Source organism: Arthrobacter sp. D2-10 (assembly GCF_054161285.1).
Window position 1 is genome coordinate 274,579 of the sequence record NZ_CP096431.1, and the last position, 22,224, is coordinate 296,802.

At 64.4% G+C, this 22,224-nt stretch carries 22 protein-coding genes and 1 riboswitch; of the genes, 9 read left to right on the forward strand and 13 right to left on the reverse strand.

Going from position 1 to position 22,224, the window contains the following annotated elements; translation table 11 throughout:
• Positions 1-282: 282 nt before the first annotated feature.
• The 6 genes from M1D74_RS01435 to M1D74_RS01460 all read left to right on the forward strand — a co-directional run bounded on the left by M1D74_RS01435 (position 283) and on the right by M1D74_RS01460 (position 8,010).
• Complete coding sequence (locus M1D74_RS01435; RefSeq protein ID WP_309071555.1) at positions 283-1,014, forward strand: L-ribulose-5-phosphate 4-epimerase; 732 nt, start codon at positions 283-285, stop codon at positions 1,012-1,014.
• Positions 1,011-2,525 (forward strand): L-arabinose isomerase, encoded by a 1,515-nt coding sequence (gene araA / locus M1D74_RS01440; protein WP_309071554.1) that lies wholly within the window; start codon positions 1,011-1,013, stop codon positions 2,523-2,525. Before M1D74_RS01435 ends, araA begins: the two co-directional genes overlap by 4 nt.
• Before the next feature lie 167 nt (positions 2,526-2,692).
• Positions 2,693-3,811: a multiple monosaccharide ABC transporter substrate-binding protein gene (chvE, locus tag M1D74_RS01445; protein WP_309124517.1), complete on the forward strand. Its 1,119-nt coding sequence runs from the start codon at positions 2,693-2,695 to the stop codon at positions 3,809-3,811.
• 77 nt (positions 3,812-3,888) lie between these two features.
• On the forward strand, positions 3,889-5,418 hold the full coding sequence (gene mmsA / locus M1D74_RS01450) for a multiple monosaccharide ABC transporter ATP-binding protein (protein WP_458116239.1): 1,530 nt from the start codon (positions 3,889-3,891) through the stop codon (positions 5,416-5,418).
• Positions 5,419-5,422: 4 nt separating this feature from the next.
• Positions 5,423-6,661, forward strand: a complete 1,239-nt coding sequence (gene mmsB, locus M1D74_RS01455) for a multiple monosaccharide ABC transporter permease (RefSeq protein ID WP_458116240.1) — start codon at positions 5,423-5,425, stop codon at positions 6,659-6,661.
• 89 nt (positions 6,662-6,750) lie between these two features.
• Positions 6,751-8,010 carry an FAD-binding protein gene (locus M1D74_RS01460; RefSeq protein ID WP_458116241.1) on the forward strand — a complete coding sequence of 420 codons (1,260 nt, stop codon included), beginning with the start codon at positions 6,751-6,753 and terminating at the stop codon, positions 8,008-8,010.
• On the opposite strand, the gene M1D74_RS01465 is transcribed toward M1D74_RS01460, so the two are convergent.
• The 4 genes from M1D74_RS01465 to M1D74_RS01480 form a co-directional block, all read right to left on the reverse strand.
• Positions 7,997-8,770 (reverse strand): hypothetical protein, encoded by a 774-nt coding sequence (locus M1D74_RS01465; protein ID WP_458116242.1) that lies wholly within the window; start codon positions 8,768-8,770, stop codon positions 7,997-7,999. The two genes, M1D74_RS01460 and M1D74_RS01465, sit on opposite strands and share 14 nt — an antisense overlap.
• A gap of 231 nt (positions 8,771-9,001) precedes the next feature.
• Positions 9,002-9,727 (reverse strand): ATP-binding cassette domain-containing protein, encoded by a 726-nt coding sequence (locus tag M1D74_RS01470; protein ID WP_458116243.1) that lies wholly within the window; start codon positions 9,725-9,727, stop codon positions 9,002-9,004.
• Positions 9,728-9,854: 127 nt separating this feature from the next.
• Positions 9,855-10,061, reverse strand: coding sequence for a hypothetical protein (locus M1D74_RS01475; protein ID WP_309072143.1), 207 nt, complete (start codon positions 10,059-10,061; stop codon positions 9,855-9,857).
• 4 nt (positions 10,062-10,065) lie between these two features.
• Positions 10,066-10,236, reverse strand: coding sequence for a hypothetical protein (locus tag M1D74_RS01480; RefSeq protein WP_309072144.1), 171 nt, complete (start codon positions 10,234-10,236; stop codon positions 10,066-10,068).
• A gap of 219 nt (positions 10,237-10,455) precedes the next feature.
• Between M1D74_RS01480 and M1D74_RS01485 the strand changes: the two genes are divergently transcribed.
• The 3 genes from M1D74_RS01485 (at position 10,456) to M1D74_RS01495 (ending at position 12,415) form a co-directional block, all read left to right on the forward strand.
• Complete coding sequence (locus M1D74_RS01485) at positions 10,456-11,013, forward strand: hypothetical protein (protein WP_458116244.1); 558 nt, start codon at positions 10,456-10,458, stop codon at positions 11,011-11,013.
• A gap of 72 nt (positions 11,014-11,085) precedes the next feature.
• Positions 11,086-11,646, forward strand: coding sequence for an RNA polymerase sigma factor (locus M1D74_RS01490; protein ID WP_309072146.1), 561 nt, complete (start codon positions 11,086-11,088; stop codon positions 11,644-11,646).
• Positions 11,636-12,415, forward strand: a complete 780-nt coding sequence (locus tag M1D74_RS01495; RefSeq protein WP_458116245.1) for a hypothetical protein — start codon at positions 11,636-11,638, stop codon at positions 12,413-12,415. The genes M1D74_RS01490 and M1D74_RS01495 overlap by 11 nt, the downstream gene beginning before the upstream one ends.
• 19 nt (positions 12,416-12,434) lie before the next feature.
• Here M1D74_RS01495 and M1D74_RS01500 read toward each other — a convergent pair whose 3' ends face one another.
• The 9 genes from M1D74_RS01500 to M1D74_RS01540 form a co-directional block, all read right to left on the reverse strand.
• Positions 12,435-12,929 (reverse strand): CoA-binding protein, encoded by a 495-nt coding sequence (locus tag M1D74_RS01500; RefSeq protein WP_458116246.1) that lies wholly within the window; start codon positions 12,927-12,929, stop codon positions 12,435-12,437.
• The gene (locus M1D74_RS01505; protein ID WP_309124678.1) at positions 12,926-14,269 is read right to left on the reverse strand and encodes an O-acetylhomoserine aminocarboxypropyltransferase/cysteine synthase family protein; all 1,344 of its coding nucleotides are present in this window, start codon (positions 14,267-14,269) and stop codon (positions 12,926-12,928) included. Before M1D74_RS01505 ends, M1D74_RS01500 begins: the two co-directional genes overlap by 4 nt.
• Before the next feature lie 51 nt (positions 14,270-14,320).
• Positions 14,321-16,282: an acetate--CoA ligase gene (gene acs / locus M1D74_RS01510; RefSeq protein ID WP_458116247.1), complete on the reverse strand. Its 1,962-nt coding sequence runs from the start codon at positions 16,280-16,282 to the stop codon at positions 14,321-14,323.
• The gene (locus tag M1D74_RS01515) at positions 16,258-17,136 is read right to left on the reverse strand and encodes an ABC transporter permease (protein ID WP_309072151.1); all 879 of its coding nucleotides are present in this window, start codon (positions 17,134-17,136) and stop codon (positions 16,258-16,260) included. Before M1D74_RS01515 ends, acs begins: the two co-directional genes overlap by 25 nt.
• Positions 17,133-18,185 carry an aliphatic sulfonate ABC transporter substrate-binding protein gene (locus M1D74_RS01520; RefSeq protein WP_309072152.1) on the reverse strand — a complete coding sequence of 351 codons (1,053 nt, stop codon included), beginning with the start codon at positions 18,183-18,185 and terminating at the stop codon, positions 17,133-17,135. Before M1D74_RS01520 ends, M1D74_RS01515 begins: the two co-directional genes overlap by 4 nt.
• Positions 18,186-18,253: 68 nt before the next feature.
• Positions 18,254-19,090, reverse strand: a complete 837-nt coding sequence (locus M1D74_RS01525; RefSeq protein WP_458116248.1) for an ABC transporter ATP-binding protein — start codon at positions 19,088-19,090, stop codon at positions 18,254-18,256.
• Positions 19,091-19,095: 5 nt separating this feature from the next.
• Positions 19,096-19,196: riboswitch (SAM riboswitch) on the reverse strand.
• A 120-nt stretch (positions 19,197-19,316) separates the two neighbouring features.
• Positions 19,317-20,390, reverse strand: a complete 1,074-nt coding sequence (locus tag M1D74_RS01530) for a hydroxyacid dehydrogenase (protein ID WP_458116249.1) — start codon at positions 20,388-20,390, stop codon at positions 19,317-19,319.
• Positions 20,387-21,232, reverse strand: a complete 846-nt coding sequence (locus M1D74_RS01535; protein WP_458116250.1) for a carbohydrate ABC transporter permease — start codon at positions 21,230-21,232, stop codon at positions 20,387-20,389. The genes M1D74_RS01530 and M1D74_RS01535 overlap by 4 nt, the downstream gene beginning before the upstream one ends.
• Positions 21,229-22,188 (reverse strand): carbohydrate ABC transporter permease, encoded by a 960-nt coding sequence (locus tag M1D74_RS01540; protein WP_458116251.1) that lies wholly within the window; start codon positions 22,186-22,188, stop codon positions 21,229-21,231. Before M1D74_RS01540 ends, M1D74_RS01535 begins: the two co-directional genes overlap by 4 nt.
• Between the last annotated feature and the right edge of the window lie 36 nt (positions 22,189-22,224).

Sequence of the window (22,224 nt, forward strand, 5' to 3'; positions counted from 1 at the left end):
GAATCTCCTTCGATTGAACACGCATGCTCAGACGCATGCCTGCAGGAAACCAACTGGGTGGGGGCCTATCGGTTCAGGACCAACCGCAACGGTACCGACTGTCTGATCCTGGGTTGCTTGACACCAAACGCTGGGTCCAGCATATAGTGTGAACGGTCACATCGGGTAGTTCCCAATGCAGGGTGCTGGGAAGGTTGGCAGCTTCCGTCGTGGCGACAAAGACGCGAAGCGGTACCCCAGGAACTCCACCGGACCGCCTACCCGAAAGCGATGGTCTAACGCATGACTAGCACCACTGAGTCCTTCACTGATCGTGAACTGGACGCCATCAACGCCGTTCGGCGGGATGTGGCCAAGCTGCACGCCGAACTGGTCCGGTACAACCTCGTTGTGTGGACCGGTGGCAATGTCTCCGGGCGCGTGCCGGGAATGGACCTCTTTGTCATCAAGCCCAGCGGCGTCGACTACGACGAGCTGACACCGGAGAATCAGATCCTCTGCGATCTTGAAGGCAACGTCATCGCGGGATCGCCGGGCTCCGAGCGGTCACCCTCCAGCGACACCGCAGCGCATGCCTACGTCTACCGCAACATGCCGCGGGTAGGCGGAGTGGTGCACACCCACTCCACCTATGCCACCGCGTGGGCCGCCCGCGGCGAGTCCATCCCATGCGTCATCACGGCCATGGCCGATGAGTTCGGCGGTGAAATCCCGGTGGGACCCTTCGCGATCATCGGAGATGACTCGATCGGCCGGGGAATCGTCGAGACTCTCACCGGCCACCGCTCCCGGGCGGTCCTGATGCAGAACCACGGACCGTTCACCATCGGCAAGGATGCCCGTGACGCCGTCAAGGCAGCCGTGATGCTCGAGGATGTCGCCCGGACCATTCACATCTCCCGCCAGTTGGGAGACCCGTTGCCCATCGAACAGCGCCACATCGAATCCCTTTTTGACCGCTATCAGAACGTTTACGGGCAGTCGACGCCCGCAGGAACCGGAGCCGCACTGTGACTACCCTGAAGACCTCCCTTGATGAATACGAGATCTGGTTCCTGACCGGCAGCCAGGACCTCTACGGCGACGAGACACTCCGCCAGGTCGCGGATCAGTCGCAGCAGATCGTGAAAATGATCGAGGACTCCGATGTCCCGGTCAAGGTCGTGTGGAAGCCTACGCTGAAAGACTCGGGGTCCATCCGGCGGATGGCGCTTGAGGCGAACGCCAGTGACAACACCATCGGCGTCATTGCGTGGATGCACACCTTCAGCCCCGCCAAGATGTGGATCGCCGGGCTCGACACCCTGCGCAAGCCCCTGCTGCACCTGCACACGCAGATCAACGTCGAACTGCCCTGGGCCGACATCGATTTCGACTTTATGAACCTGAACCAGGCCGCCCACGGCGACCGCGAGTTCGGTTACATCCAGACACGGCTCTCCGTGGCGCGGAAGACCGTCGTCGGACACGTCTCCAACCCGGCCGTGACCGCGCAGATCGCTACCTGGTCCCGTGCTGCGGCGGGCTGGGCTGCCGTGCACGAGCTCAAGGTCGCCCGTTTCGGTGACAACATGCGCAACGTCGCCGTCACCGAGGGCGACAAGACTGAGGCGGAACTGCGCTTCGGGACCTCCATCAACACGTGGGGCGTCAATGAGCTGGTCGACGTCGTCGAGGCGCAGCAGGACTCCGACATCGACGCGTTGGTGGAGGAGTATGAGGCGGCCTACGACGTCGTGCCCGAACTCCGGCGCGGAGGCGACCGTCACGAATCCCTCCGGTACGGGGCGCGGCAGGAACTGGCGCTGAAGTCGTTCCTCGAGGGCGGCTCGTTCGGAGCCTTCACGACGACGTTCGAAGACCTCGGCGGCCTGCGCCAGCTCCCGGGACTCGCGGTCCAGCGCCTCATGGCCGCCGGTTACGGCTTCGGTGCAGAGGGTGACTGGAAGACTGCGGTGCTGGTCCGCGCGGCCAAGGTGATGGGCGCGGGTCTTCCCGGCGGCGCATCGTTGATGGAGGATTACACCTACCATCTAGTGCCTGGGGAGGAGAAGATCCTCGGCGCCCACATGCTGGAGATCTGTCCCACCCTGACCACCTCGAAGCCCACCCTTGAGGTTCACCCTCTGGGGATCGGCGGCAAGGAAGACCCCGTACGGCTGGTGTTCGACACCGACCCCGGGGACGCCGTCGTCGTCGCTATGTCCGACATGCGCGACCGCTTCCGTCTCACGGCCAACGCCGTCGAGGTTGTCCTGCCCGATGCGCCCCTGCCGAACCTGCCGGTGGCCCGTGCCGTCTGGAAGCCCCAGCCGGATCTGGCAACATCCGCGGCGGCATGGCTGAGCGCGGGAGCTGCTCATCACACCGTGATGAGCACTGCCGTCGGGCTCGATGTCTTCGAGGACTTCGCAGAAATCGCCGGCACTGAACTGCTGCGCATCGACAGCACGACGACGCTGCGTGAGTTCCAGCGCGAGCTGCGGTGGAACGCTGCGTACTACCGCCTGGCTCAGAAGCTCTAGTAACAGCAGGATAACGATCGTGATCGGTCATTCCCAGCGCAGCCGTGACGGCCTATTGTTGCGCTAGCTGTGACCGCTCACATAGCCATTCAGTACTGCGGGGACCGTCCGTCCCCGTGGATGCAAGGATCTTCCGGGCACCGGTGCCCGGCAAGGGAAGGAACAACATGAAGAAGAACATGCTTATGGGAGTGGCTGCGGCCAGTGCCTTGGCGCTATCCCTCTCGGCCTGCGGCGGCGGCAGCCGCGGCGGTGGTGGCGAAGCCGCCGAGGAAGGATCCAACGAGGGTGCACGGATCGGCGTTGCCATGCCGACCCAGCAGTCTGAACGCTGGATCGCCGACGGCGAGAACATCAAGACCAAGCTCGAGGAACTGGGCTACGAGGTCGACCTGCAGTTCGCCAACGACGACATTCCCACCCAGGTGTCGCAGATCGAGAACATGATCAACGGCGGCGCCAAGGCGCTCGTGATCGCTTCCATCGACGGAACCACGCTGACCAGCGTGCTGGATACCGCCGAAAGCCAGGACATCCCGGTCATCGCGTACGACCGTCTCATCAACGGCTCGGAAACTGTCGACTACTACACCACCTTCGACAACTTCGAGGTGGGCGTGCAGCAGGCAACCTCGCTGCTGATCGGCCTCGGCGTGCTGGACGAGAACGGTGAGGAAACCGGCGAGGAAGGCCCGTTCGACGTCGAGCTGTTCGCGGGTAGCCCCGACGACAACAACGCCACGTTCTTCTGGGACGGCGCAATGGAGACGCTGCAGCCTTACCTGGACAGCGGCGTCCTGCGCGTACCGAGCGGCCAGACGGACTTCGAGCAGGCAGCAATCCTCCGCTGGCTCCCCGACACCGCCCAGGACCGCATGGAAGACCTCCTGACCGTCGGCGGCGGAGAGACCCTCGAGGGCGTGCTGTCTCCGTACGACGGCCTCTCCATCGGCATCATCTCGGCGCTGACTTCCGGCGGGTACTCGGCGGATGACCTTCCCGTGGTCACCGGCCAGGACGCCGAGGTTGGTTCTGTACAGTCCATCGTGGCCGGTGAGCAGTACTCGACCATCTTCAAGGACGTTCGCGAACTCGGTGAGCGGGCAGTCACGATGGTTGACGCACTCATGAAGGGTGAAGAGCCTGAGGTCAACGACACCGAGACCTATGACAACGGCGAGAAGATTGTGCCTTCCTTCCTGCTCGAGTCGCAGATCGTGACCGTGGACAACTACGAGGAAGTCCTCATCGACAGCGGCTACTACACCGCCGAAGAAGTCCAGTAGGACCTTCCCTCCGATGCTGTGGCCGGTGGCCTCCGCCGCCGGCCACAGCAGTTTCCCGCACGATGTAAGGAAGCATCATGGCAGAACATATCCTCGAGATGCGCGGCATCACCAAGACATTCCCTGGCGTCAAGGCGCTTCAGGAAGTCAGTCTCGAAGTGGCCCGTGGTGAAGTCCACGCAATCTGCGGAGAGAACGGCGCGGGTAAGTCCACGCTGATGAAAGTACTCTCCGGCGTGTACCCCCACGGCACTTATGACGGCGACATTGTCCTCGAGGGCAAGACCGTCGAGTTCAAGGACATTAAGGACAGCGAGCAGCACGGCGTGGTGATCATCCACCAGGAGCTGGCGCTCTCGCCTTTCCTGTCCGTTGCCGAGAACATTTTCCTCGGCAACGAGCGCGCGAAGAACGGGCTGGTGCACTGGAATGAAACCAACACCATGGGCGCGCAGCTGCTGCGCCGGGTCGGACTGAACCTCAATCCGACAGTCCGGGCCGGGGAAATCGGTGTCGGCAAGCAGCAGCTCGTGGAGATCGCCAAGGCTCTCTCCAAGGACGTCAAGCTGCTCATCCTCGATGAGCCGACGGCGGCCCTAAACGATGAGGATTCGGCGCACCTGCTGGGTCTGGTGAGCGACCTCCGCCAACAGGGGATCTCCTGCATCATCATCAGCCACAAGCTCAACGAGATCCGGGCGATCGCCGATTCCGTGACCATCATCCGCGATGGCCGCACTATTGAAACCCTGAGTTTGCACGACGGGTCGGTGACCGAGGAACGCATCATCAAGGGCATGGTGGGCCGCGACATGGAACACCGCTATCCCGAACGCACCCCCTCCATCGGCGACGAGATCTTCCGCGTCGAGGACTGGACCGTCCACCATCCGCAGGAGCACTCCCGCGTGGTGATCGACAAGGCACACCTGTCGGTACGTGCCGGTGAGATCGTGGGTATCGCCGGCCTCATGGGGGCCGGGCGTACCGAGCTGGCCATGAGCGTCTTCGGCCAGAGTTACGGCTCGAACATCAGCGGCTCGCTGTACAAGAACGGCAAGCAGATCCAGGCCAAGACGGTGGGGGATGCCATCAAGCATGGCATCGCCTATGCGACCGAGGACCGGAAACGCTACGGCCTGAACCTGCTGGATGACATCAAGCGGAACATCTCCGGGGCGGCACTGAACAAGCTGGCCACCCGGGGCTGGGTCGATGGGTCCCGCGAAACGATCGTGGCAAACGACTACCGCAAGTCGATGAACATTAAGGCCCCCTCGGTGGCTGCGGTGACGGGCAAACTTTCCGGAGGCAACCAGCAGAAGGTTGTGCTCTCGAAGTGGATGTTCGCCGACCCGGACGTTCTCATCCTCGACGAGCCCACCCGCGGAATCGATGTCGGAGCCAAGTACGAGATCTACACGATCATCAACCGGCTCGCCGCCGAGGGTAAGGCAATCATCGTGATCTCCTCCGAGCTTCCCGAACTGCTCGGCATCTGCGACCGCATCTACACGCTCGCCGAAGGCGTCATTACTGCGGAGGTTCCCATCGCCGACGCTACCCCCGAATACCTCATGCAACACATGACCAAGGAAAAGGACTAATTCCATGGCAACCACCGTCAAGGACGCCGAACTGACGAAGGCGCCGCCTCCGACCGTCGCGGGCGGGTTCGCTTTCTTCACCAGCAGGCTGCGGCAGATCGGTATCTTCGTAGCACTGTTGGTCATCGTGGGACTGTTCCAGGTCCTCACCCGGGGTGCACTGCTGCAGCCGGACAACGTCTCGAACATCATCGTGCAGAACAGCTACATCCTGCTCCTGGCCATCGGTATGGTGATGATCATTATCGCTGGGCATATCGACCTGTCTGTCGGATCGGTTGCGGCTTTCGTCGGCGCGATGTCCGGTGTGATGATCCAGGACTGGAGTTTTCCGTGGTGGGCAGCCATTCTCGTGTCCCTGCTGATCGGCGGTCTCGTCGGTGCCTGGCAGGGCTTCTGGGTGGCGTACGTCGGTATACCGGCGTTCATCGTGACGCTCGCCGGCATGCTCATCTTCCGTGGTCTGACCCAGATCACGCTTGAGAACCAGCGCATCAGCGGCTTCCCCACGGAGTACCGCCAGCTCGGCGGAGGCTTCCTCTTCCCGGGTCTGTTCCCGGCCGAGACCAACATCCTGGACTGGACCACGGTGGGCCTCGGGATCATCGCCGCTGCACTGTTGGTCATCAGCCAGCTCCGCGGACGGCAAACCCGCGCCAAGCTCAACCTTGAAACAGAGCCTTTCGGCTGGTTCATGACCAAGCTGGCCTTCGGCGTCATCGTCATTCTGGGCCTGACCTACCTGCTTGCCAGCTCGCGCAGCGGTACCCCGATCGTCCTGGTTCTGCTGGGCATCCTCGTGGTGGTCTACAGCCTGGTGATGAACCGGGCCGTCTTCGGCCGCCACATTTACGCCCGCGGCGGTAACCTGCAGGCAGCCCAGCTCTCAGGCGTGAACACCAAGCGCATCGACTTCATGCTCTTCGTGAACATGGGTGTGCTCGCGGCCCTCGCCGGACTGGTCTTCACCGGACGCCTGAACTCGGCCGGGCCTGGTGCAGGCAACCTGTTCGAACTCGACGCCATCGCGGCAGCGTTCATCGGCGGTGCTGCGGTTACCGGTGGAGTCGGCACCGTCGTCGGGGCCATCACCGGTGGCCTGATCATGGGCGTGCTGAACAACGGTATGTCCCTGATGGGTGTCGGCACCGACTACCAGCAGTTCATCAAGGGAATGGTGCTCCTGCTCGCCGTCGCCTTCGACGTCTTCAACAAGCGCAAAGCATCCAACGCGCTGAAGTAGCTCCGTCCCAACCAGTTCACAGGACACGCCCCTTATACCCAGCTGTAAGGGGCGTGTCCTGCAATTTCAACGAAATCAGGAGCAGGCACATGGCGAACGACGTCGGCACCAACTGGGCGGGAAATCTCGCCTATGGCGCTTCCACCGTGCACCACCCGTCCACGGTTGATGAGGTCCGGCGGCTCGTTGCGGCTTCACCGTCCATCCGGGCGCTGGGATCGCGGCATTCCTTCAATGACATTGCGGACGGCACGTCGGAGCTCCTGTCGACGGCAGCCCTGACCGGTCCGGTCAGCATCAACCGTGAACGCTCCACCGTGACCGTCGGAGCCGGCATCCGATACGGCGAGCTGGCGGGGGAGCTGGAGAAGGAAGGTTTCGCGCTGGCGAACCTCGCCTCGCTGCCGCATATCTCGGTAGGTGGAGCGGTTGCCACAGGGACCCATGGTTCCGGCAACCGGAACCGCAGCCTGGCTGCCGCCGTCGTCGGACTGGAACTGGTGAGCGGAGGCGGGGAGCTGGTGCGCTTTGCAGCGGGTGATCCGGACTTCGCCGGTACCGTCATCAATCTGGGTGCCCTGGGAATCGTCACGAGCGTGGAGCTGGAGATCGAACCGGCATTCGAGGTGGAGCAGACGGTCTACGAGCGTTTGCCGCTTGAGAATCTGCTCCATGATTTCGACGGCGTGACGGGCGCCGCTTACAGCGTCAGCGTCTTTACCACGTGGCGGGATCCTGACGTCGCCGACTCGGTGTGGGTGAAGCGGCGCCCTGACCGTGATGCGCCGCTGGGGGAGACCCTGTTCGGTGCACTCCCTGCCGACGACGAGAGGCACCCGCTGCCCGGGCTGCCGGCCATCGGCTGCACCCCGCAGTTGGGAATGCCCGGCCCCTGGTACAACCGTCTGCCGCACTTCAAGCTCGACTTCACGCCGAGCAACGGCGTGGAGCTGCAGTCCGAGTACCTGGTTCCCCGGGATCGTGCCGTTGACGCCATCAGTGCCGTGCGGGAGCTCAGCGCGGAGATCGTCCCGCTCCTGCAGGTCAACGAGATCCGCACGGTAGCCGCCGACGAGCTGTGGCTCAGCTCGAGCTACAGGACCGATGCAGTGGGCCTCCACTTCACCTGGGTTCAGGACCAGCCTGCTGTCGAAGCGCTCCTGCCGAAGCTGGAGGCGGCGCTTGAGCCGTACTCAGCACGGCCGCACTGGGGCAAGCTGTTCACCCCTGGTGCCCACGACCTTGACCGGCTCTACCCGCGCCTCGAGGACTTCCGGCTACTCGCGAAGCGCTTGGACCCTGACGGCATCTTCACCAACCCGTTCACGGCCGCCGTTATGGGGCGCTGATTCCCCGTGGTCCCTGGGACCGCCTTGCGAGAACAACCATGGCCGCGGCCAACAGCGCGATCAACCCCGCGCTGACACTGGGCAGGATGGGGAACCCGGCTGCTTCGGTGCCGGGTGTCCCGCTTCCAGCGACGGGCGCCGGGTCAGGCGACTCGCTTTCCTCCGGTGGCTCGTACATAGGCGCCCAGGCATAGGGCGGCATCGCGAACGGGGCCAGCTTCTTGGCTGCCTTTGTTTTCTCCGCAGGGGTGGGTTCCTCGACGGGAACCACCTCCACCGGCACTGTATAGACCTGGGGCGGGGCGGGGACTATGAGCTGCTGGGGAACGACCGGTGCCGGCGCCTGTTGGACGGGAGGCGCCGGGGCAGGTGCGGGCTTGGGGGCCGGCGCGGGCTCAGGCTCGGGGGCAGGCTCAGGTTCGGGCGCTGGAGCGGGCGGTGGCGGCGGTGGTTTGTCAGGTGCCGGCGCCGGTGCGGGTGCCGGGGCAGGTGCTGGCCCTTCCACGGGGGGCTCGGGGGACGGCTCCTCCACGGGGGGCTCGGGAGGGGGTGCGGGTGCCACGGGCGGCTCGTCGCGGCCACCCCGACCCCGGTTGTCTTCCTCCGGCGGCTCGTTGCTGGGACCCGTAGCCGGTCCCGACGGGGAAGTGTCACCGCCGGAGTCATGGTCCGCATTGGCGGCCGGTGCGGCGGCGAACGTCGCTCCGATGAACAGTGCTACCGCAGCGGTATATCTCAGCCAGTTGTTGGTGTGTTGCACCTGTATCTCCCAACGCTGCTCCAGCGGCACGCGCCGGCAGCTCCACATTCCGGCGCGTTAGCTCGTTGGATACCAGCTACCCGACCGTAAGTGTGCTTACGAGTTTACACAACGGCTTTCGATTTGTATCCGGTCAAGCCGAAATTGCGCCGGTGTTTCAGTGCCCGCCCGCGGTGCTGTCCTGGCCAGTGCCGCCCATGCTGGGGCGCTGAACGCACCTGAGCTCCGACGTCAGCGCTGCTTGCGCTGCCCGTCCCGGATTTCGCAGATGGAAAGCGCTCCGGATACTTCCTCGGCGGCGCTGCGGCCGAGGACCACAACCCGGTCGGCAAGCCGCACCGCTTCCTCCATGCTGTTGGTTGCAAGGAGGACCGTGGTCGGGAGGGCTCGGTGGAGGGTCTGCAGCACGTTGTGCAGCACTGTCCGGGCAGCGCCCTCGACGGCCGCGAACGGGTGGTCGAGCAACACTACGCCGGGTCCGCTCGCCAGTGCCCGGGCCAGGGCCGCGCGCCGCACGATCTCGGCGGTCACATCGGTGGGAAGAAGCTTGGCGAACCGGTGAAGCCCTGCGAGATCGAGAAGCTCGGCAATTTTCGCCTTGCCCTCGCTGGCGCTGGAACCCTTGCGGAGGCCCAGTGCGAGGTTGGCCTGCAATGAATGGGTCGGCTGCAGGCCGGCGTCCCTGGGGGTCCAGGAGCAGCGGTCGTCCGTGCGCCGGACAGGTTCCCCGCCCACCAGCACCGAGCCCGACTGTGGGTGATCCAGTCCGGCGGCCGCGCGCAGGAGGCGGGAGGCACCGTCGTTCTCTGTGCCCACGAACGCGAGCACCTCGCCGGCGCGGATATCGAGACTGACATCGCGGAGGCCCTCGGCGTGCAGCTTCACGAAGGAGACGGGCAGCGGCGTCGAAGCCCGTTTGAGCGCCGTGTGTGAGGGTGGAACCGGGCTGGGACTCATCGGTTTACTCCGTAGGTATCCGGGTGTCCGGGCACCTACGGTGCCCGCCAGTAATCATCCCTAACCTAGTCGGACTAGGCGTGATTCCCGCCGTGTAGCGGTTGTTTGACGTTATATTGCGCCCGACTCAGTAGCGGTATGTGTTGAATGTTTCTTCCATGGTGCGGTCGAGCGGTGTCTCCACGGCGCACACGATCAGCCCGATCCATACGTTCCGTGCGAGGTCCGGCAGGCGCCAGGAGGAGAGCGGTATGCGCTCGGACGCGGGGACCGAGGTGCGGCCGATGTAGGCGAACAGCGCCAGCGGTACTCCCAGGATGACAAGGAGCTCCATGGCCTTACACCCCCTCCGGCGTTGGATTCGAGTAGGAGCGGCTAGGCAGTGCCGAATCTCCCCAGCCCGTGTGGGAGAAGATCGAGGGAGTGTGCCCCCTGCCGTCCGTGCGGACGGTGTGGAGGACAGCCGCGGTGAGTGCGGCCAGCAGAACCAGTACGACGATGATTTCCATACCTCGATGGTCCTCCTCGCCTCCCTGCCCCAACAGTGGCAGAAAAGACCACTATCAATAATTTTCAGCCACTATTCGACGAAGCCTGAAAGTTCTTTGGAATGTGCGTAACCCGCGGCATCGCTGCGTCGATTACCTGCATGTGAGGGTGCGCCGCTTCGTCCCCCAGCGAGGGCGGTGCACCCCCAACCTCATGATCAAGACCGACCAAGGAGTTCCATGAACCTGCACGATCGTTTCAGCGCCCTCAGCCTGCCCGCCAAGGGCGCCGCCCTTGCCGCCGTCATCGCCGTCGGCGGTGCGGGCGTCGCAGTTGCCGCTCCCTCCGTTGAAGGCGCTGCCGACGGTGCTGCTGAAGTAACTGCGGTCGTGGCACCCGCCGAGGCTGCCGTGCCCGCCGTTCCCGCCCTGCCCGCCGTTCCTACGGTTTCCGAGGAAGATGTACCGGCCGTACCGGCGACCCCTGCCGTGCCTGCCGTACCGGCTGTTCCGGCATCGCCCGCCGCTTCCGCTCAGGCCGCCGCGGATGTCAAAGCAGCCGAAGATGCCGAAGCCAATGCAGAGGCTGAGGTCGACGCCGAAGCCGACGCCGACGTGCGTGGTTCCGGGGTAGCTGTCCCCGCGGTTCCGGCTGCGCCCGCCGTGCCTGGCGTTGACGGTGCACCCGCGACCCCGGCCGTGCCCGCTGTTCCGGCTGAGGTTACCCTGCCCGAGGTCGCGGTAGGAGCCGGCGTTGAGGTTGGTGCTGAAGCCAAGGTTGAGGGTTCGCGCCGCTAACGCTGCGTCGCTAGGATTGCGGGGTTTGGGTGCGGCGCAATGCCGCACCCGCCCCCGGATCGAGAGGTACATGTGAGTTCCACGCTGACGGACGATCTGCTGGGCGCTGCCCAGGCAGGCGACACTGAGGCGTTGAACCGTATCTACACTGAACTTTCGCCGAGGATCCTCGGCTACCTGACCGCCCGCGGCTCGGAGGATCCCGAAGCACTCACGCAGGACGTCTTTCTCGCCCTGTTCAGCAGGTTGCCTTCCATCACGGGCGGCGAGCAGGGCCTGCGCACCTTCGCCTTCTCCATGGCGCACGCGCGTCACGTCGATGAAACCCGGAGACGCACCCGTCGGCCCGCCCTGTTTTCCTATGATCCTTCTGTAGACCACCGGACGACGGCGTCCGCTGAGTCCTCTGCCCTGGGCAACCTCACCGCCGAAGGAGCCCTCGGGCACCTCCGCTCCCTGAACAGCGACCAGAGCGATGTGCTCGCCCTGCGGATCGTCGCGGACCTGCCGCTCGATGAGGTGGCACGCGTGCTCGGGAAATCAACCGGTGCAGTGAAACAGCTGCAGCGTCGCGGACTCCACAAACTCAAACAACTTCTTGTCGATAAGGATTCGAGCAACCATGGTGCATGACCCCAGCTCCCGGGCGGCGGCGCGGAACCTGCTTGCCGAGTCCGACGTCGTTGCCTCCGAAGAACTGACTGTTGCGCTCGCTGAACTCAGGGGTGTCGGTCAGCGGCCGGCGCCGCCGATCTCGCCTGCGCTCGCTGAAGCCATGCGTCAGGCAGCGGTACCTGGTGACCGCTCGTCGGAGTCCCATACCGGCGGAAATGTTATTCCGCTGCCATCTCGCAAGGCCAAGCGTCGGGGTGCAGCGGTGGGCGGCGTCGTCGTGCTCGCTATGGCTGCAGGTATGGGGGGAGTGGCCGCGCTCGGTCCGGGCAACGCCGTCGAGACCGCGATCGAGTCCGTGATCCGCTGGGTGGCGCCGTCGGAACCTGCCGAACCCGCCTCGGACAAGCAGCCCGACCCAGCTCAGCCCGCGCCGGTTCCCGCTCCGGACGTAACGCCGGTCCCTCAGGCGCCGGTGTCCGCGCCGGCTCCTGAGGGACCGGGCGCAGTGGAGCCGGGCACCCGGGGCGGGGAAGGCTCACCGGCGGCCCCAGAGCCCACGACCAGCGCCGAGCCTGAGAACCACGCCCCGGCGGACCGGAAGGGGACCAGCAAAGACCTGCCTGAGGTGGAACGCAGAGTTGTTCCGCCGGTTGAGCTCCCGGAGTTGCCCGTCGAGGCTCCCCGCCCGGTTCCGACGCCCCGCTCCGTCCTTCCAGTCGATCCGCCCGGACTCACAGTTCCCGGAGGAACACCGAAGCCCGCGCCGAGTGCGGAGCCCTCCCGCTGAAGCCCTTCCGTTTAAACCACTAAGCGGTGACCTGCCGCTTCGAAGAAATGACGCCGGTGTTGAAGCCGGCCAGGTTCAGCCCGCCATGGAAGCGCGCGTGCTCGATCTTCACGCAGCGGTCCATCACCACGTTCATCCCTGCGGCCTCGGCGTCCCGGGCGACGTCCTCGTGCCAGGAACCGAGCTGGAGCCACAGGGTCTTGGCACCGACCGCTTTGGCTTCCTCGAGGACCGAGGGCAGATCGTCGTGCTTCCGGAAGACGTCCACGATGTCCGGCTGCTCCGGCAGGTCTGCCAGGGACTTGTAGACCGGCTGCCCGAGGATTTCGGTTGCGGTCGGGTTCACGAAGTACAGCCGGTACGGTGCGGACGACTGCAGGTACGTCGAGACGAAGTAGGACGCCCGCGAGGGCTTGTCCGACGCCCCGACAATGGCGATCGATCTGGCATTGCGGAGGATGTTGAGGCGCTCCGGTGCAGAGGGCCCCTCCCAGGAACGTTCCTGCGTACTCATGCCTTCACTCCCTCGTTCTTGAATTCGAGCGCTTCTTCGAGGTGGGCGGGCGTTCCTGCCACCGCCGTGTCCAGCGCCTGGTCGAGGTCCCACAGGATGTCCTCAAGGTCCTCCAGCCCCACGGAAATCCGGATGAGATCCTCAGGAATGCCTGCCGCCACGAGCTGCTCCGCGGACAGCTGCTGGTGCGTCGTGGAGCCCGGGTGGATGACCAGTGTCCGGGCATCTCCAACGTTGGCCAGGTGCGAGGCAAGCTGCAGCGACTCGATGAACTTCTGACCGGCCTCCCGCCCGCCTCTCACGCCGAAGCTGAAGACCGAACCGGGTCCCTGGGGTAGATACTGCTTCGCCCGCTCATGGTGCACGTGCGAGGCGAGCCCCGCGTAGTTCACGTACTCGACCCGGGGATCGTTGTCGAGCCACTCGGCCACGGCCTGCGCGTTGGCGACGTGCTCATCGACGCGCTGCGCCAGCGTCTCCACGCCCTGCAGGAGCTGGAAAGCCGACGACGGCGACAGCGACGGCCCGATGTCACGCAACTGCTCAGTACGCAGCTTGGTGAGGAAGCCGTACTCGCCGAAGTTGGCCCACCACTGGATGTTTCCGTAGGACGGGACGGGCTCGGTCATGGTGGGGAACTTGCCGTTGCCCCAGTTGAACCGCCCGCTTTCGACGATGACGCCGCCCAGCGTGGTGCCGTGGCCGCCGATGAACTTGGTGGCCGAGTGGATCACGATGTCCGCGCCGTGCTCGAGCGGACGGATCAGGTACGGCGTGCTCAGGGTGGAATCGATGATCAGGGGAACACCGGCGTCGTGCGCTATCTTGGCTAGCCCGGCGATGTCGGCGATCTCGCCGCTCGGATTGGCGATGACCTCGGCGTAGACCGCCTTGGTGTTCTCCTGGATGGCGGCCGCGTAGTCCGCTGGATCAGTTCCCGGGACAAAGGTGGTGTCGATGCCGAAGCGCCGGAGCGTCACGTCGAGCTGGGTCACCGTGCCGCCGTAGAGCTGGGACGCCGCGACGATGTGGTCGCCGGCCTGGCACAGCGCTGCGAAGGTGATGAACTCGGCGCTCATGCCCGACGCCGTCGCGACCGCACCGATGCCGCCCTCGAGGGAGGCGATGCGCTCCTCGAACGCCGCGACGGTGGGGTTGCCGATGCGGGAGTAGATATTGCCGTACTTCTGCAGCGCGAAGAGGTTCGCGGCGTCGTTCGTGTCCTTGAACACGAAGGACGTGGTCTGGTAAATCGGCACCGCCCGGGCGCCGTGCGTGGCGTCAGGGGTGCCACCGGCGTGCAGGGCACGGGTGCGGAAGCCGAAAGTGCGGTCAGCCATGGAATGGCCACCTTTCCTGGAGGGTGTATCTGGTTCTTCTCAAGTATTGCGCTATCGCGCGGCGAGCACGTCAGTGATCTTCGGAACGCAGCCTTCGTTCTGAAGGCTGGTGGTGTCACCGAGCGGCGTTCCCTCGTAGAGCTGCGTCAGCAGCCTGCGCATAATTTTCCCGGAGCGCGTCTTGGGAACATCCTCCACAATGACGACGGCGCTGGGCCTGGCAATCGGGCCGATCGCCTTCGCCACGTGGTTGCGGAGTTCGGTCTGCAGTGTGGCGCTGTTGCCCACCTCACCGTGCACGACGACGAACGCCGCGATCGCATGCCCGGTCACCCCATCGGTTACCGGGCACACTCCGGCCTCGACCACCCGCGGATGCGATACGAGCGCTGACTCGATCTCGATCGTGGAGAGTCGATGGCCGGAGACGTTGATGACGTCGTCCACGCGCCCGAGGATCCAGGTGTGGCCGTCGTCGTCGTACTTGGCGCCGTCGCCGGCAAGGAACCAGCCCTGCTCCGCGAACTTGCGCCAGTAGGAATCGAGGTAGCGCTGAGGATTTCCCCAGACGGTGCGGGCCATCGCCGGACCGTGGCGGTCCACCACGATGAGTCCCTGCTCGCCGGGACCGACCGGTTCGCCGTCGTCGTTCACGATGCGGGTGCTCACGCCGGGAAGCGCGCGGGAGGCACAGCCGGGTTTGAAGGAGGCATCGGTGGGGCGGGGGGAGAGGACCGTCGCGCCGGTCTCGGACTGCCACCACGTGTCCACCATAGGGGCACTTCCGGAGCCGATGTTCTCCCGGAACCAGCGCCATGCTTCCGGGTTCGTGGCTTCGCCCACCGTGCCGAGGACCTTGATGGTGGAGCGGTCGTACTCGGCCGGGACGCCGTCGGGGAACCAGCCCATCAGCGAGCGGATGAGGGTGGGTGCCGTGTAGTAGCTCGTGACGCCGTACCGTTCGATGATCTCGAAGTGGCGGCCGGGATGCGGAGTGTTGGGGGTGCCCTCGAAGATGACCTGGGTGGCGCCGTTCGAGAGCGGTCCGTAGATTTCGTAGGTGTGGGCTGTGACCCAGGCGAGGTCGGCCGTGCACCAGTGAATGTCACTGTCCCGCTTGGCCGGGTCAGGGTCGCTGAAGAGGTACTCGAAGCTCCAGGACGCCTGCGTCAGGTAGCCGCCCGTGGTGTGCACCAGGCCCTTCGGCTTCCCCGTGGTGCCGGAGGTGTACATGATGAACAGGGGGGTTTCGGCGTCGAAGGCCTCGGTCTCGTGTATGGGGGAGGCGGAGGCAACGGCGTCGTGCCACCACACGTCGCGGCCCTCGTGCCAGGCGATCTCGCTTCCCGTCCTCCGGATCACCAGAACGTGCTCGATCGCATTGTTGCCGGCAACGGCGAGATCGGCGTTGGCCTTCACCGGAACCGCGGCTCCGCGCCGGTACTGCCCATCCGTGGTGACGAGCAGCTTGGCGCCCGTGTCCTCAACGCGAAAGCGCAGGGCCTCCGCCGAGAAGCCGCCGAAGACCAGCGAATGCACGGCTCCGATCCGCGCGCACGCAAGGGTCACGACGACGGTCTCCACCAAAACAGGCAGGTAGATGACTACGCGGTCACCCTTGCCGATTCCCAACGCGGTCAGGGCGTTCGCCGCACGACTGACCTCTTCCTGAAGCTCGGAATAGGTGACAGTACGCCGGTCTCCTGGTTCCCCCTCGAAGAGGAGCGCAGGCTTGTCACCGAGGCCGGCCTCAACATGCCGGTCCACGCAGTTGTAGGCCGCATTCAGTGTGCCGCCGGCGAACCACTCGATGCGCGGGACAGACAGCTCACCGCCGGGACCGGGGCGTGCCGGCTCGAAGGTATGTGCCGTCTGCCATTCCGAGCTCCAGTGCAACCGGCGCGCCGCCTCCTCCCAGAACGCAACGCGCTCGGCTTCAGTGGCCAGATCCGGTTCGATCAGCTCAGGTTCGGTCAACTCGGCAGTGCTCAGGTCCAACGCCGGACCGCCCATCTCTCGGCGATGCCGAGCAGCGCGTCGGTGGTCTTGCCGATCACCGCGAGCAGGATGATTGCGAGGAAGATCCTGTCTGTCCGCCCGTTGTTCGTCGAGTCCGTGAGGAGGAACCCGAGACCGAGCGACGAGGCAATGAGTTCGGCAGCCACCAAAAACAGCCAGGCCTGCGCGAGCGCCAACCGCAGCCCGGAGAAGATCGCGGGAACGACGGCGGGAAGCTGCACGGTCGTGAGCAGCCGGAAACCCTTCAGCCCAAAGGCACGCGCCGCCTCCACGAGGTTCCGGTCGACGTGCCGCAGCGCGAGGTAAAGCGTGGTGAAGACCGGGAAGAAGGCGCCGATCAGGATCAGCGTGACCTTCGAGTCCTCGCCAATCTTCATCCACAGGATGAGCAGCGGAACCCATGCCAGCGAAGGCACAGCACGGAGGGCGCCGATCACGGGAGCGAGCAACACGTCGGCCAGCCGGGAGAGCCCCAGTAATGCGCCCAGAGCCAGGCCGAGCGTGGCACCGAGGGCAAACCCGATCAGTACGCGCTGGGTGGAGATGGCGATGTGGATCCACAGCTCACCGCGCTCAGCGAGCTCGACGGCGGCGTTCAGCACCGCCGTCGGCGGGGGAAGCTGCACCGCACTGAAGACGCCCACCACAGAATTCAGCTGCCAGGCACCGAGCACCAGGGCGGGAACAACAAGCCCCAGCAGCAGCCGGACCGGGCGGCGGCTCAGCAACCCGGCGGAAGTGTCCGCCGGCTGGAGCGGTGAGACGCCGTCGTCGTCCGCGGTGGTGAGGGTGTGGCCGGTAGCCTCCAGGCCCTCCTTGCTGATGGGGGTGGCGTTCTCGTGGATCATGAGGAGGCCTGAATCGCTTCGGGGTCGGCGTTGGAGACGTAGGAGTCATCGAAGAGGGTCTCGAGGGCTTCATCGATCTGCTCCTGCGAGGAGACGTCGCCGGTCTCGACGAAGTTCGGGCCAACCTTCTCGAGGACTGCACGCTGCGCCTCGCCCGGAGCAGGATCGACGTCGAGGTTGGTGCGCTCGATGATCACGGCCTTGGCAAGTTCGACGTCGATGCCGGCGACCTCGGCGAGGATCTCCGCCGTCTCCTCGGGGTTTTCCTTGGCCCACTGACGGGCCTTCTCGTACGCGTTTACCACGGTCTGAGCCAGCTCGGGGCTTTCGGTCAGGAACTCCTCGTTGGCGTTGAGGAATCCGTAGGTGTTGAAGTCGATGTTGCGGAAGAAGAGCTCAGCGCCCTCCTGCTCGGCCGATGCCATGATCGGATCAAGTCCGGCCCACGCGTCGACCGAACCGTTGTTCAGGGCAGCCCAGCCGTCGGCGTGCTGCAGGTTCTGCACGGTGACCTCGGAGGGGTCGATGCCCGCGGACTCAAGGGACTGGATCAGGAAGAAGTAGGGGTCAGTGCCCTTCGTGGCTGCGATCGACTTGCCCCGGAGGTCCTCAAGGCTCTCGATGCCGGTACCCTCGACGGTCACCATTGCCGACCACTCCGGCTGCGAGTAGATGTCGATGGTCTTGATGGGCGAGCCGTTGGACCGGGCGAGGAGGGCAGCGGATCCGGCGGTGGAGCCGACGTCGACCGCTCCTGCGCGCAGCGCTTCGTTGGCCTTGTTGGATCCGGCGGACTGGATCCAGTTGACGGTTACGCCTTCGTCTTCCAGCTCGGCTTCCAGCCAGCCCTGGTCCTTGATGACCAGGCTCAGCGGGTTGTAGGTGGCGAAGTCGATGTTCAGTTCGGTGGCCGATTCACCGGATCCCGCCTCTTCGGTGGAGGCGGCGTTCTCGCCGGCGAGGCAGCCGGTCAGTGCGAAAGCGCTGCTTGCGGCGAGCGCTACGGAGACGACGGCACGGCGGGTGAAGGGTGAGCGGGTGCGGATCATGATTTTCCTTTGCATGGACGGCAGCCATCGCGCGGACGGGCACGACGGCGGAACAAGTGGTGGGTGCGCTAGTGGCCTTTGACGCCGAGAGTGGCGAGCAGTGAGCTCCGCATTCGACCGAGCTCAGCCGAATTGCGGTCGCGGGGGCGCTCGCCCGGCACGGTGAGCACCTCGGTGACGGATGCTCCGGGGTGAGCCGGGTCCGCTGATTTGCCGAGCACGATGATGCGGTCGGCAAGCTGGAGGGCTTCGTCGACGTCGTGCGTGACGAGCAGGACCGTTGTGGGCTGCGCGCGGTGGATATCGAGCAGGAGGTCCTGCATCTTCAGGCGGGTCAGTGCGTCCAGCGCACCGAATGGCTCATCGAGCAGCAGTACACCTGGGTTGCGTGCGAGTGCCCGGGCCAGCGACGCGCGCTGTGCCATGCCGCCCGAGACCTCACGGGGGCGGTGCCCGGCGAAGTCGGCTAGCTCGACGAGACCGAGGAGCTCCGTGACTTTTGCCTTGCCGGCTGCGGCGCTGGTTCCCTTGGGCAGTCCGATTGCGATATTGGCACGCAGGGAGAGCCAGGGAAGGAGGCGGGGTTCCTGGAAGGCGAAGGCGCAGCGGTCGTCGATCCCGTTGACGGCGGTGCCGTCGATCAGAACCTTGCCGCCGGTAGGTGAGTCGAGGCCGGCCGCGGCCCGAAGCAGGGTTGATTTTCCGCAGCCGCTCGCTCCGACAATCGCCAGCACTTCACCGGCGCGAACCTCGAGGTTGATGTCCCTCAGGACCACATGCTCAGCGCTGCCGCTGCCAAAGGAACGGACCAGTGAGGAGAATGTCAGGGGAAGGGCTTGCTTGCCGGCGGCGCCGGGTTGTGTCTTCCGGGACGCCTGCTGCTGTGCACTCAAAAGGGTACTCATGAAACACTCCATCGCTCCTGGCAGTAGCACCCGTTCCCCTGCGAATAGCAGGTAAGGGTTGCTGCGGCGTCAACGATCCAGGTCTCTCGGCCGCTCGGGATGGTGAGCTTCAACTAAACGACTTTCTGAGCCTTCGGCGCAACATGTGTCGTAACAAAACGCGTTCCGCCAGTCCCGAGGGCGTGCCGAGGGTACTCGAGCGGCCAGTCCACCGCCCTAATTTTCCTTAGGCAGTGATGGGCAGGAGGTCGGTCTTGATCTGGTGCTCGAGCGGTTCGCCGTTCGTGAACCGCCGTAACTCTTCGATGGAGGACTGTGCCAGCCGGGCAAGCTCCGACCCCAACGAACCCGCAATGTGGGGAGTGAGCAACACGTTCGGCAAATCGTACAGCGGAGAGTCCATTGGCAGCACGGACGGCGATGTGACATCGAGAACGGCGAAGATGTCACCGGTCTGAAGCCGCTCGGTGAGCGCTTGTTGATCTACGATCTCTCCCCGCGCCGTGTTGATGAAGGTTGTGCCGGCCCGCATAAGGCCGATGCGGCGACGATCGATCATGCCCCGTGTTTCCGGGATGGATGGCGCGTGGAGTGATACCACGTCGGCCCAGGGGAGTAGTTCGTCGAGCTCTTTCAACTGCACGCCAAGCTGGTCTGCCTCCGCTTTGTCGACGAAAGGGTCAGCGACGGCGACTTCAAGATCGTAGGCGGCGAGCAAACGGATAACCTGCCGCCCGATGCGTGAGGCCCCGATGATTCCGACCCGCTTTCCGAAGTTGCCGAGTCCGGGGAAAAGCTCTTCGGGAGATACTCGGCCACGGTTGGTTCGAACAGCATCGGCCAGCGGCAGGACACGCTTGTTGGCCAGGACGATCATCGCCATGGTGTACTCCGCGACGGGAATTGCATTGACCGCAGCCGCAGAGCTGATGGCGATGCCACGTTCCCAGCATCCCTGGCTAATCACTCCCTTCACCGTCCCCGCCGTGTGGAAAACGGCGCGGAGTTTCGGAGCCGTGCTGAGCACTTCCTCGTCGACCTTCGGGCTTCCCCAGCCTGTGATCAGTACGTCGATGTCCGAAAGTATTGTTCGAACCGCTGGGTCCCGTAAATCCTCGAGCGGTTCACGCGAGACGAGGTCTACGACTTCCGCCAGCTCATCCAGGACTGAGCCTGGAAAAATTCGGTTCACAGTGCTGCGGGGCATGAAGAGCGCACCCCTCAGGCGCCGTGAATCTTTCTCCGCAGCACCTGGTTCAGGAATCTGCGAAAGCGTCGCATCCCTCTGCAGCGCGCTCATCCCTTCAGTCCCTGGGTAGCGACACCGCTGATCAGGAATCGCTGGAAAATGATGAAGAAAACCAGAACCGGTACCAGGGCCAGCAGGGCCATCGCAATCTGGGCCCCGTAGTTCACCGCGGACGTCTGATCGACGAAGAGGCGAAGCGCTACCGGCAGGGTGTAGAGATCAGGCTTCTTCAGGTACAGCAGTGGGCCGAGGAAGTCGTTCCAGCTGCCGATGAACGTGAAGATGGATGAGGTGACAATCGCCGGTCGCATGAGAGGCAACATGATTGCTGCGAAGATGCGGCCGTGGCCGGCACCATCGATTTTCGCTGCCTCGTCGAGGTCCGGGGGGAGATTTCGCATGAACTGCACCATCAGGAAGATGAAAAATGCTTCGGTCGCCAGGAACTTCGGCGCCAGCAGCGGTACCCAGGTGTTGATCATGTCGAGGTTATTGAAGACGACGTACTGGGGAATGATCACCACGTGGAAGGGCAGCAGGAGCGTAGCAATCATCAAGGCAAAGCAGATGTTCCGTCCCGGGAAATTGATACGAGCGAACGCATAAGCCACCACCGTGGTTGAGAGGATCATTCCGACGACGCTCAAAACCGCTAGCGCGAGAGAGTTGCCGAAGAAGGTCCAGAAGGAGACGCCGCCAATTCCAGCGAGGGCCGCCGTCAGGTTATCCAGAGTGAACTCCTCCGGCAGCAGATTGACGTTGCCGACGATCTGATTCGACGGTTTGACGGTCGAGAAGACCATCCAGAGGACCGGATACATAGTGATGGCAATGAGGGTCAGCGCCACCGCGTGGAAGCCGATCCTGCGGAGTATTGAGCTTCTGGTCTTCATCGGGAATCGCCTCCGTAGTGCACCCAACCCCGCGAGGTGCGGAACATGATCGCGGTGATGATGCCGACCACAATCAGCAATAGCCAGGCCATGGCGGAGGCATACCCCATGCGGAATTCGGTAAAGCCCTGCAGGTAGAGGTAGAGCGTGTAGAACAACGTGGAGCCGGCGGGTCCACCCGTTCCGCCCGAAATGATGAACGCCGAGCTGAACACCTGGAATGCCGAGATGGTTTCCAGAAGAAGATTGAAGAAGATGACAGGCGACAGCATGGGCAGCGTGATCTTCAGGTACGTCCATATGCGCCCGGCACCGTCCATAGCGGCCGCTTCATACAACTCGTGAGGGATCTGCTTCAGGCCTGCAAGGAAGATAACCATCGGGGCCCCGAATTGCCATACAGCGAGCAGGATCAGCATCGGCATGGTCATGTTCGGGTTTCCCACCCAGCCGCCCGCTGGGAGGCCGAACAGCTGGGAGATCCGGTCCACGACCCCGTCATCGTTGAACATCGCCCTCCAGACAATGGCAACGGATACGCTCGCGCCGACAAGGGAGGGCAGGTAGAACATCGATCTGTAGGCTCCCTGGCCGCGATGCGAGCGGTTGAGGAGGGTAGCGATGGCAAGGGCGGCAGCCAGCTTGATCGGCGTGCCGACCAACACATAGATCACGGTGACCTTCACCGACTGCAGGAACCTCGGGTCGGAGAACAGTTCAACGAAGTTGTCGGTGCCCACCCAGGTGGGTTCGCGGAACAGGTCGTAGTCCGTGAACGCCAGGTAAAGGGATGCCAGCATGGGGCCGGCCGTCAGCGCGAGGAAACCCAGCAGCCACGGAGAGAGGAAAATGTATCCTGCGCGTACGTCCTCTGGACGCCAGCGGCGCTGCTTTCGTGGCGCCGGCTCGCGGGAACCGTCTGAACGGCCCCGTAGCTTCTCATCGGTGAGAGTCATGCTTCTACTTTCTGGATGGTGCGGGGAAGGAAAATC

What these genes read in the sequence shown, in the direction of transcription:
- M1D74_RS01475 (WP_309072143.1), bottom strand. Translation starts at nt 10,061, where the DNA reads ATGGAGCTCCTTGTCATCCTGGGAGTACCGCTGGCGCTGTTCGCCTAC.
- M1D74_RS01515 (WP_309072151.1), bottom strand. Translation starts at nt 17,136, where the DNA reads ATGATCCACGAGAACGCCACCCCCATCAGCAAGGAGGGCCTGGAGGCT.
- chvE (WP_309124517.1), top strand. Translation starts at nt 2,693, where the DNA reads ATGAAGAAGAACATGCTTATGGGAGTGGCTGCGGCCAGTGCCTTGGCG.
- M1D74_RS01485 (WP_458116244.1), top strand. Translation starts at nt 10,456, where the DNA reads ATGAACCTGCACGATCGTTTCAGCGCCCTCAGCCTGCCCGCCAAGGGC.
- M1D74_RS01520 (WP_309072152.1), bottom strand. Translation starts at nt 18,185, where the DNA reads ATGATCCGCACCCGCTCACCCTTCACCCGCCGTGCCGTCGTCTCCGTA.
- M1D74_RS01500 (WP_458116246.1), bottom strand. Translation starts at nt 12,929, where the DNA reads ATGAGTACGCAGGAACGTTCCTGGGAGGGGCCCTCTGCACCGGAGCGC.
- M1D74_RS01470 (WP_458116243.1), bottom strand. Translation starts at nt 9,727, where the DNA reads ATGAGTCCCAGCCCGGTTCCACCCTCACACACGGCGCTCAAACGGGCT.
- M1D74_RS01525 (WP_458116248.1), bottom strand. Translation starts at nt 19,090, where the DNA reads ATGAGTACCCTTTTGAGTGCACAGCAGCAGGCGTCCCGGAAGACACAA.
- M1D74_RS01435 (WP_309071555.1), top strand. Translation starts at nt 283, where the DNA reads ATGACTAGCACCACTGAGTCCTTCACTGATCGTGAACTGGACGCCATC.
- M1D74_RS01460 (WP_458116241.1), top strand. Translation starts at nt 6,751, where the DNA reads ATGGCGAACGACGTCGGCACCAACTGGGCGGGAAATCTCGCCTATGGC.
- M1D74_RS01505 (WP_309124678.1), bottom strand. Translation starts at nt 14,269, where the DNA reads ATGGCTGACCGCACTTTCGGCTTCCGCACCCGTGCCCTGCACGCCGGT.
- M1D74_RS01535 (WP_458116250.1), bottom strand. Translation starts at nt 21,232, where the DNA reads ATGAAGACCAGAAGCTCAATACTCCGCAGGATCGGCTTCCACGCGGTG.
- mmsB (WP_458116240.1), top strand. Translation starts at nt 5,423, where the DNA reads ATGGCAACCACCGTCAAGGACGCCGAACTGACGAAGGCGCCGCCTCCG.
- M1D74_RS01530 (WP_458116249.1), bottom strand. Translation starts at nt 20,390, where the DNA reads ATGAGCGCGCTGCAGAGGGATGCGACGCTTTCGCAGATTCCTGAACCA.
- mmsA (WP_458116239.1), top strand. Translation starts at nt 3,889, where the DNA reads ATGGCAGAACATATCCTCGAGATGCGCGGCATCACCAAGACATTCCCT.
- M1D74_RS01495 (WP_458116245.1), top strand. Translation starts at nt 11,636, where the DNA reads ATGGTGCATGACCCCAGCTCCCGGGCGGCGGCGCGGAACCTGCTTGCC.
- M1D74_RS01540 (WP_458116251.1), bottom strand. Translation starts at nt 22,188, where the DNA reads ATGACTCTCACCGATGAGAAGCTACGGGGCCGTTCAGACGGTTCCCGC.
- acs (WP_458116247.1), bottom strand. Translation starts at nt 16,282, where the DNA reads ATGGGCGGTCCGGCGTTGGACCTGAGCACTGCCGAGTTGACCGAACCT.
- M1D74_RS01480 (WP_309072144.1), bottom strand. Translation starts at nt 10,236, where the DNA reads ATGGAAATCATCGTCGTACTGGTTCTGCTGGCCGCACTCACCGCGGCT.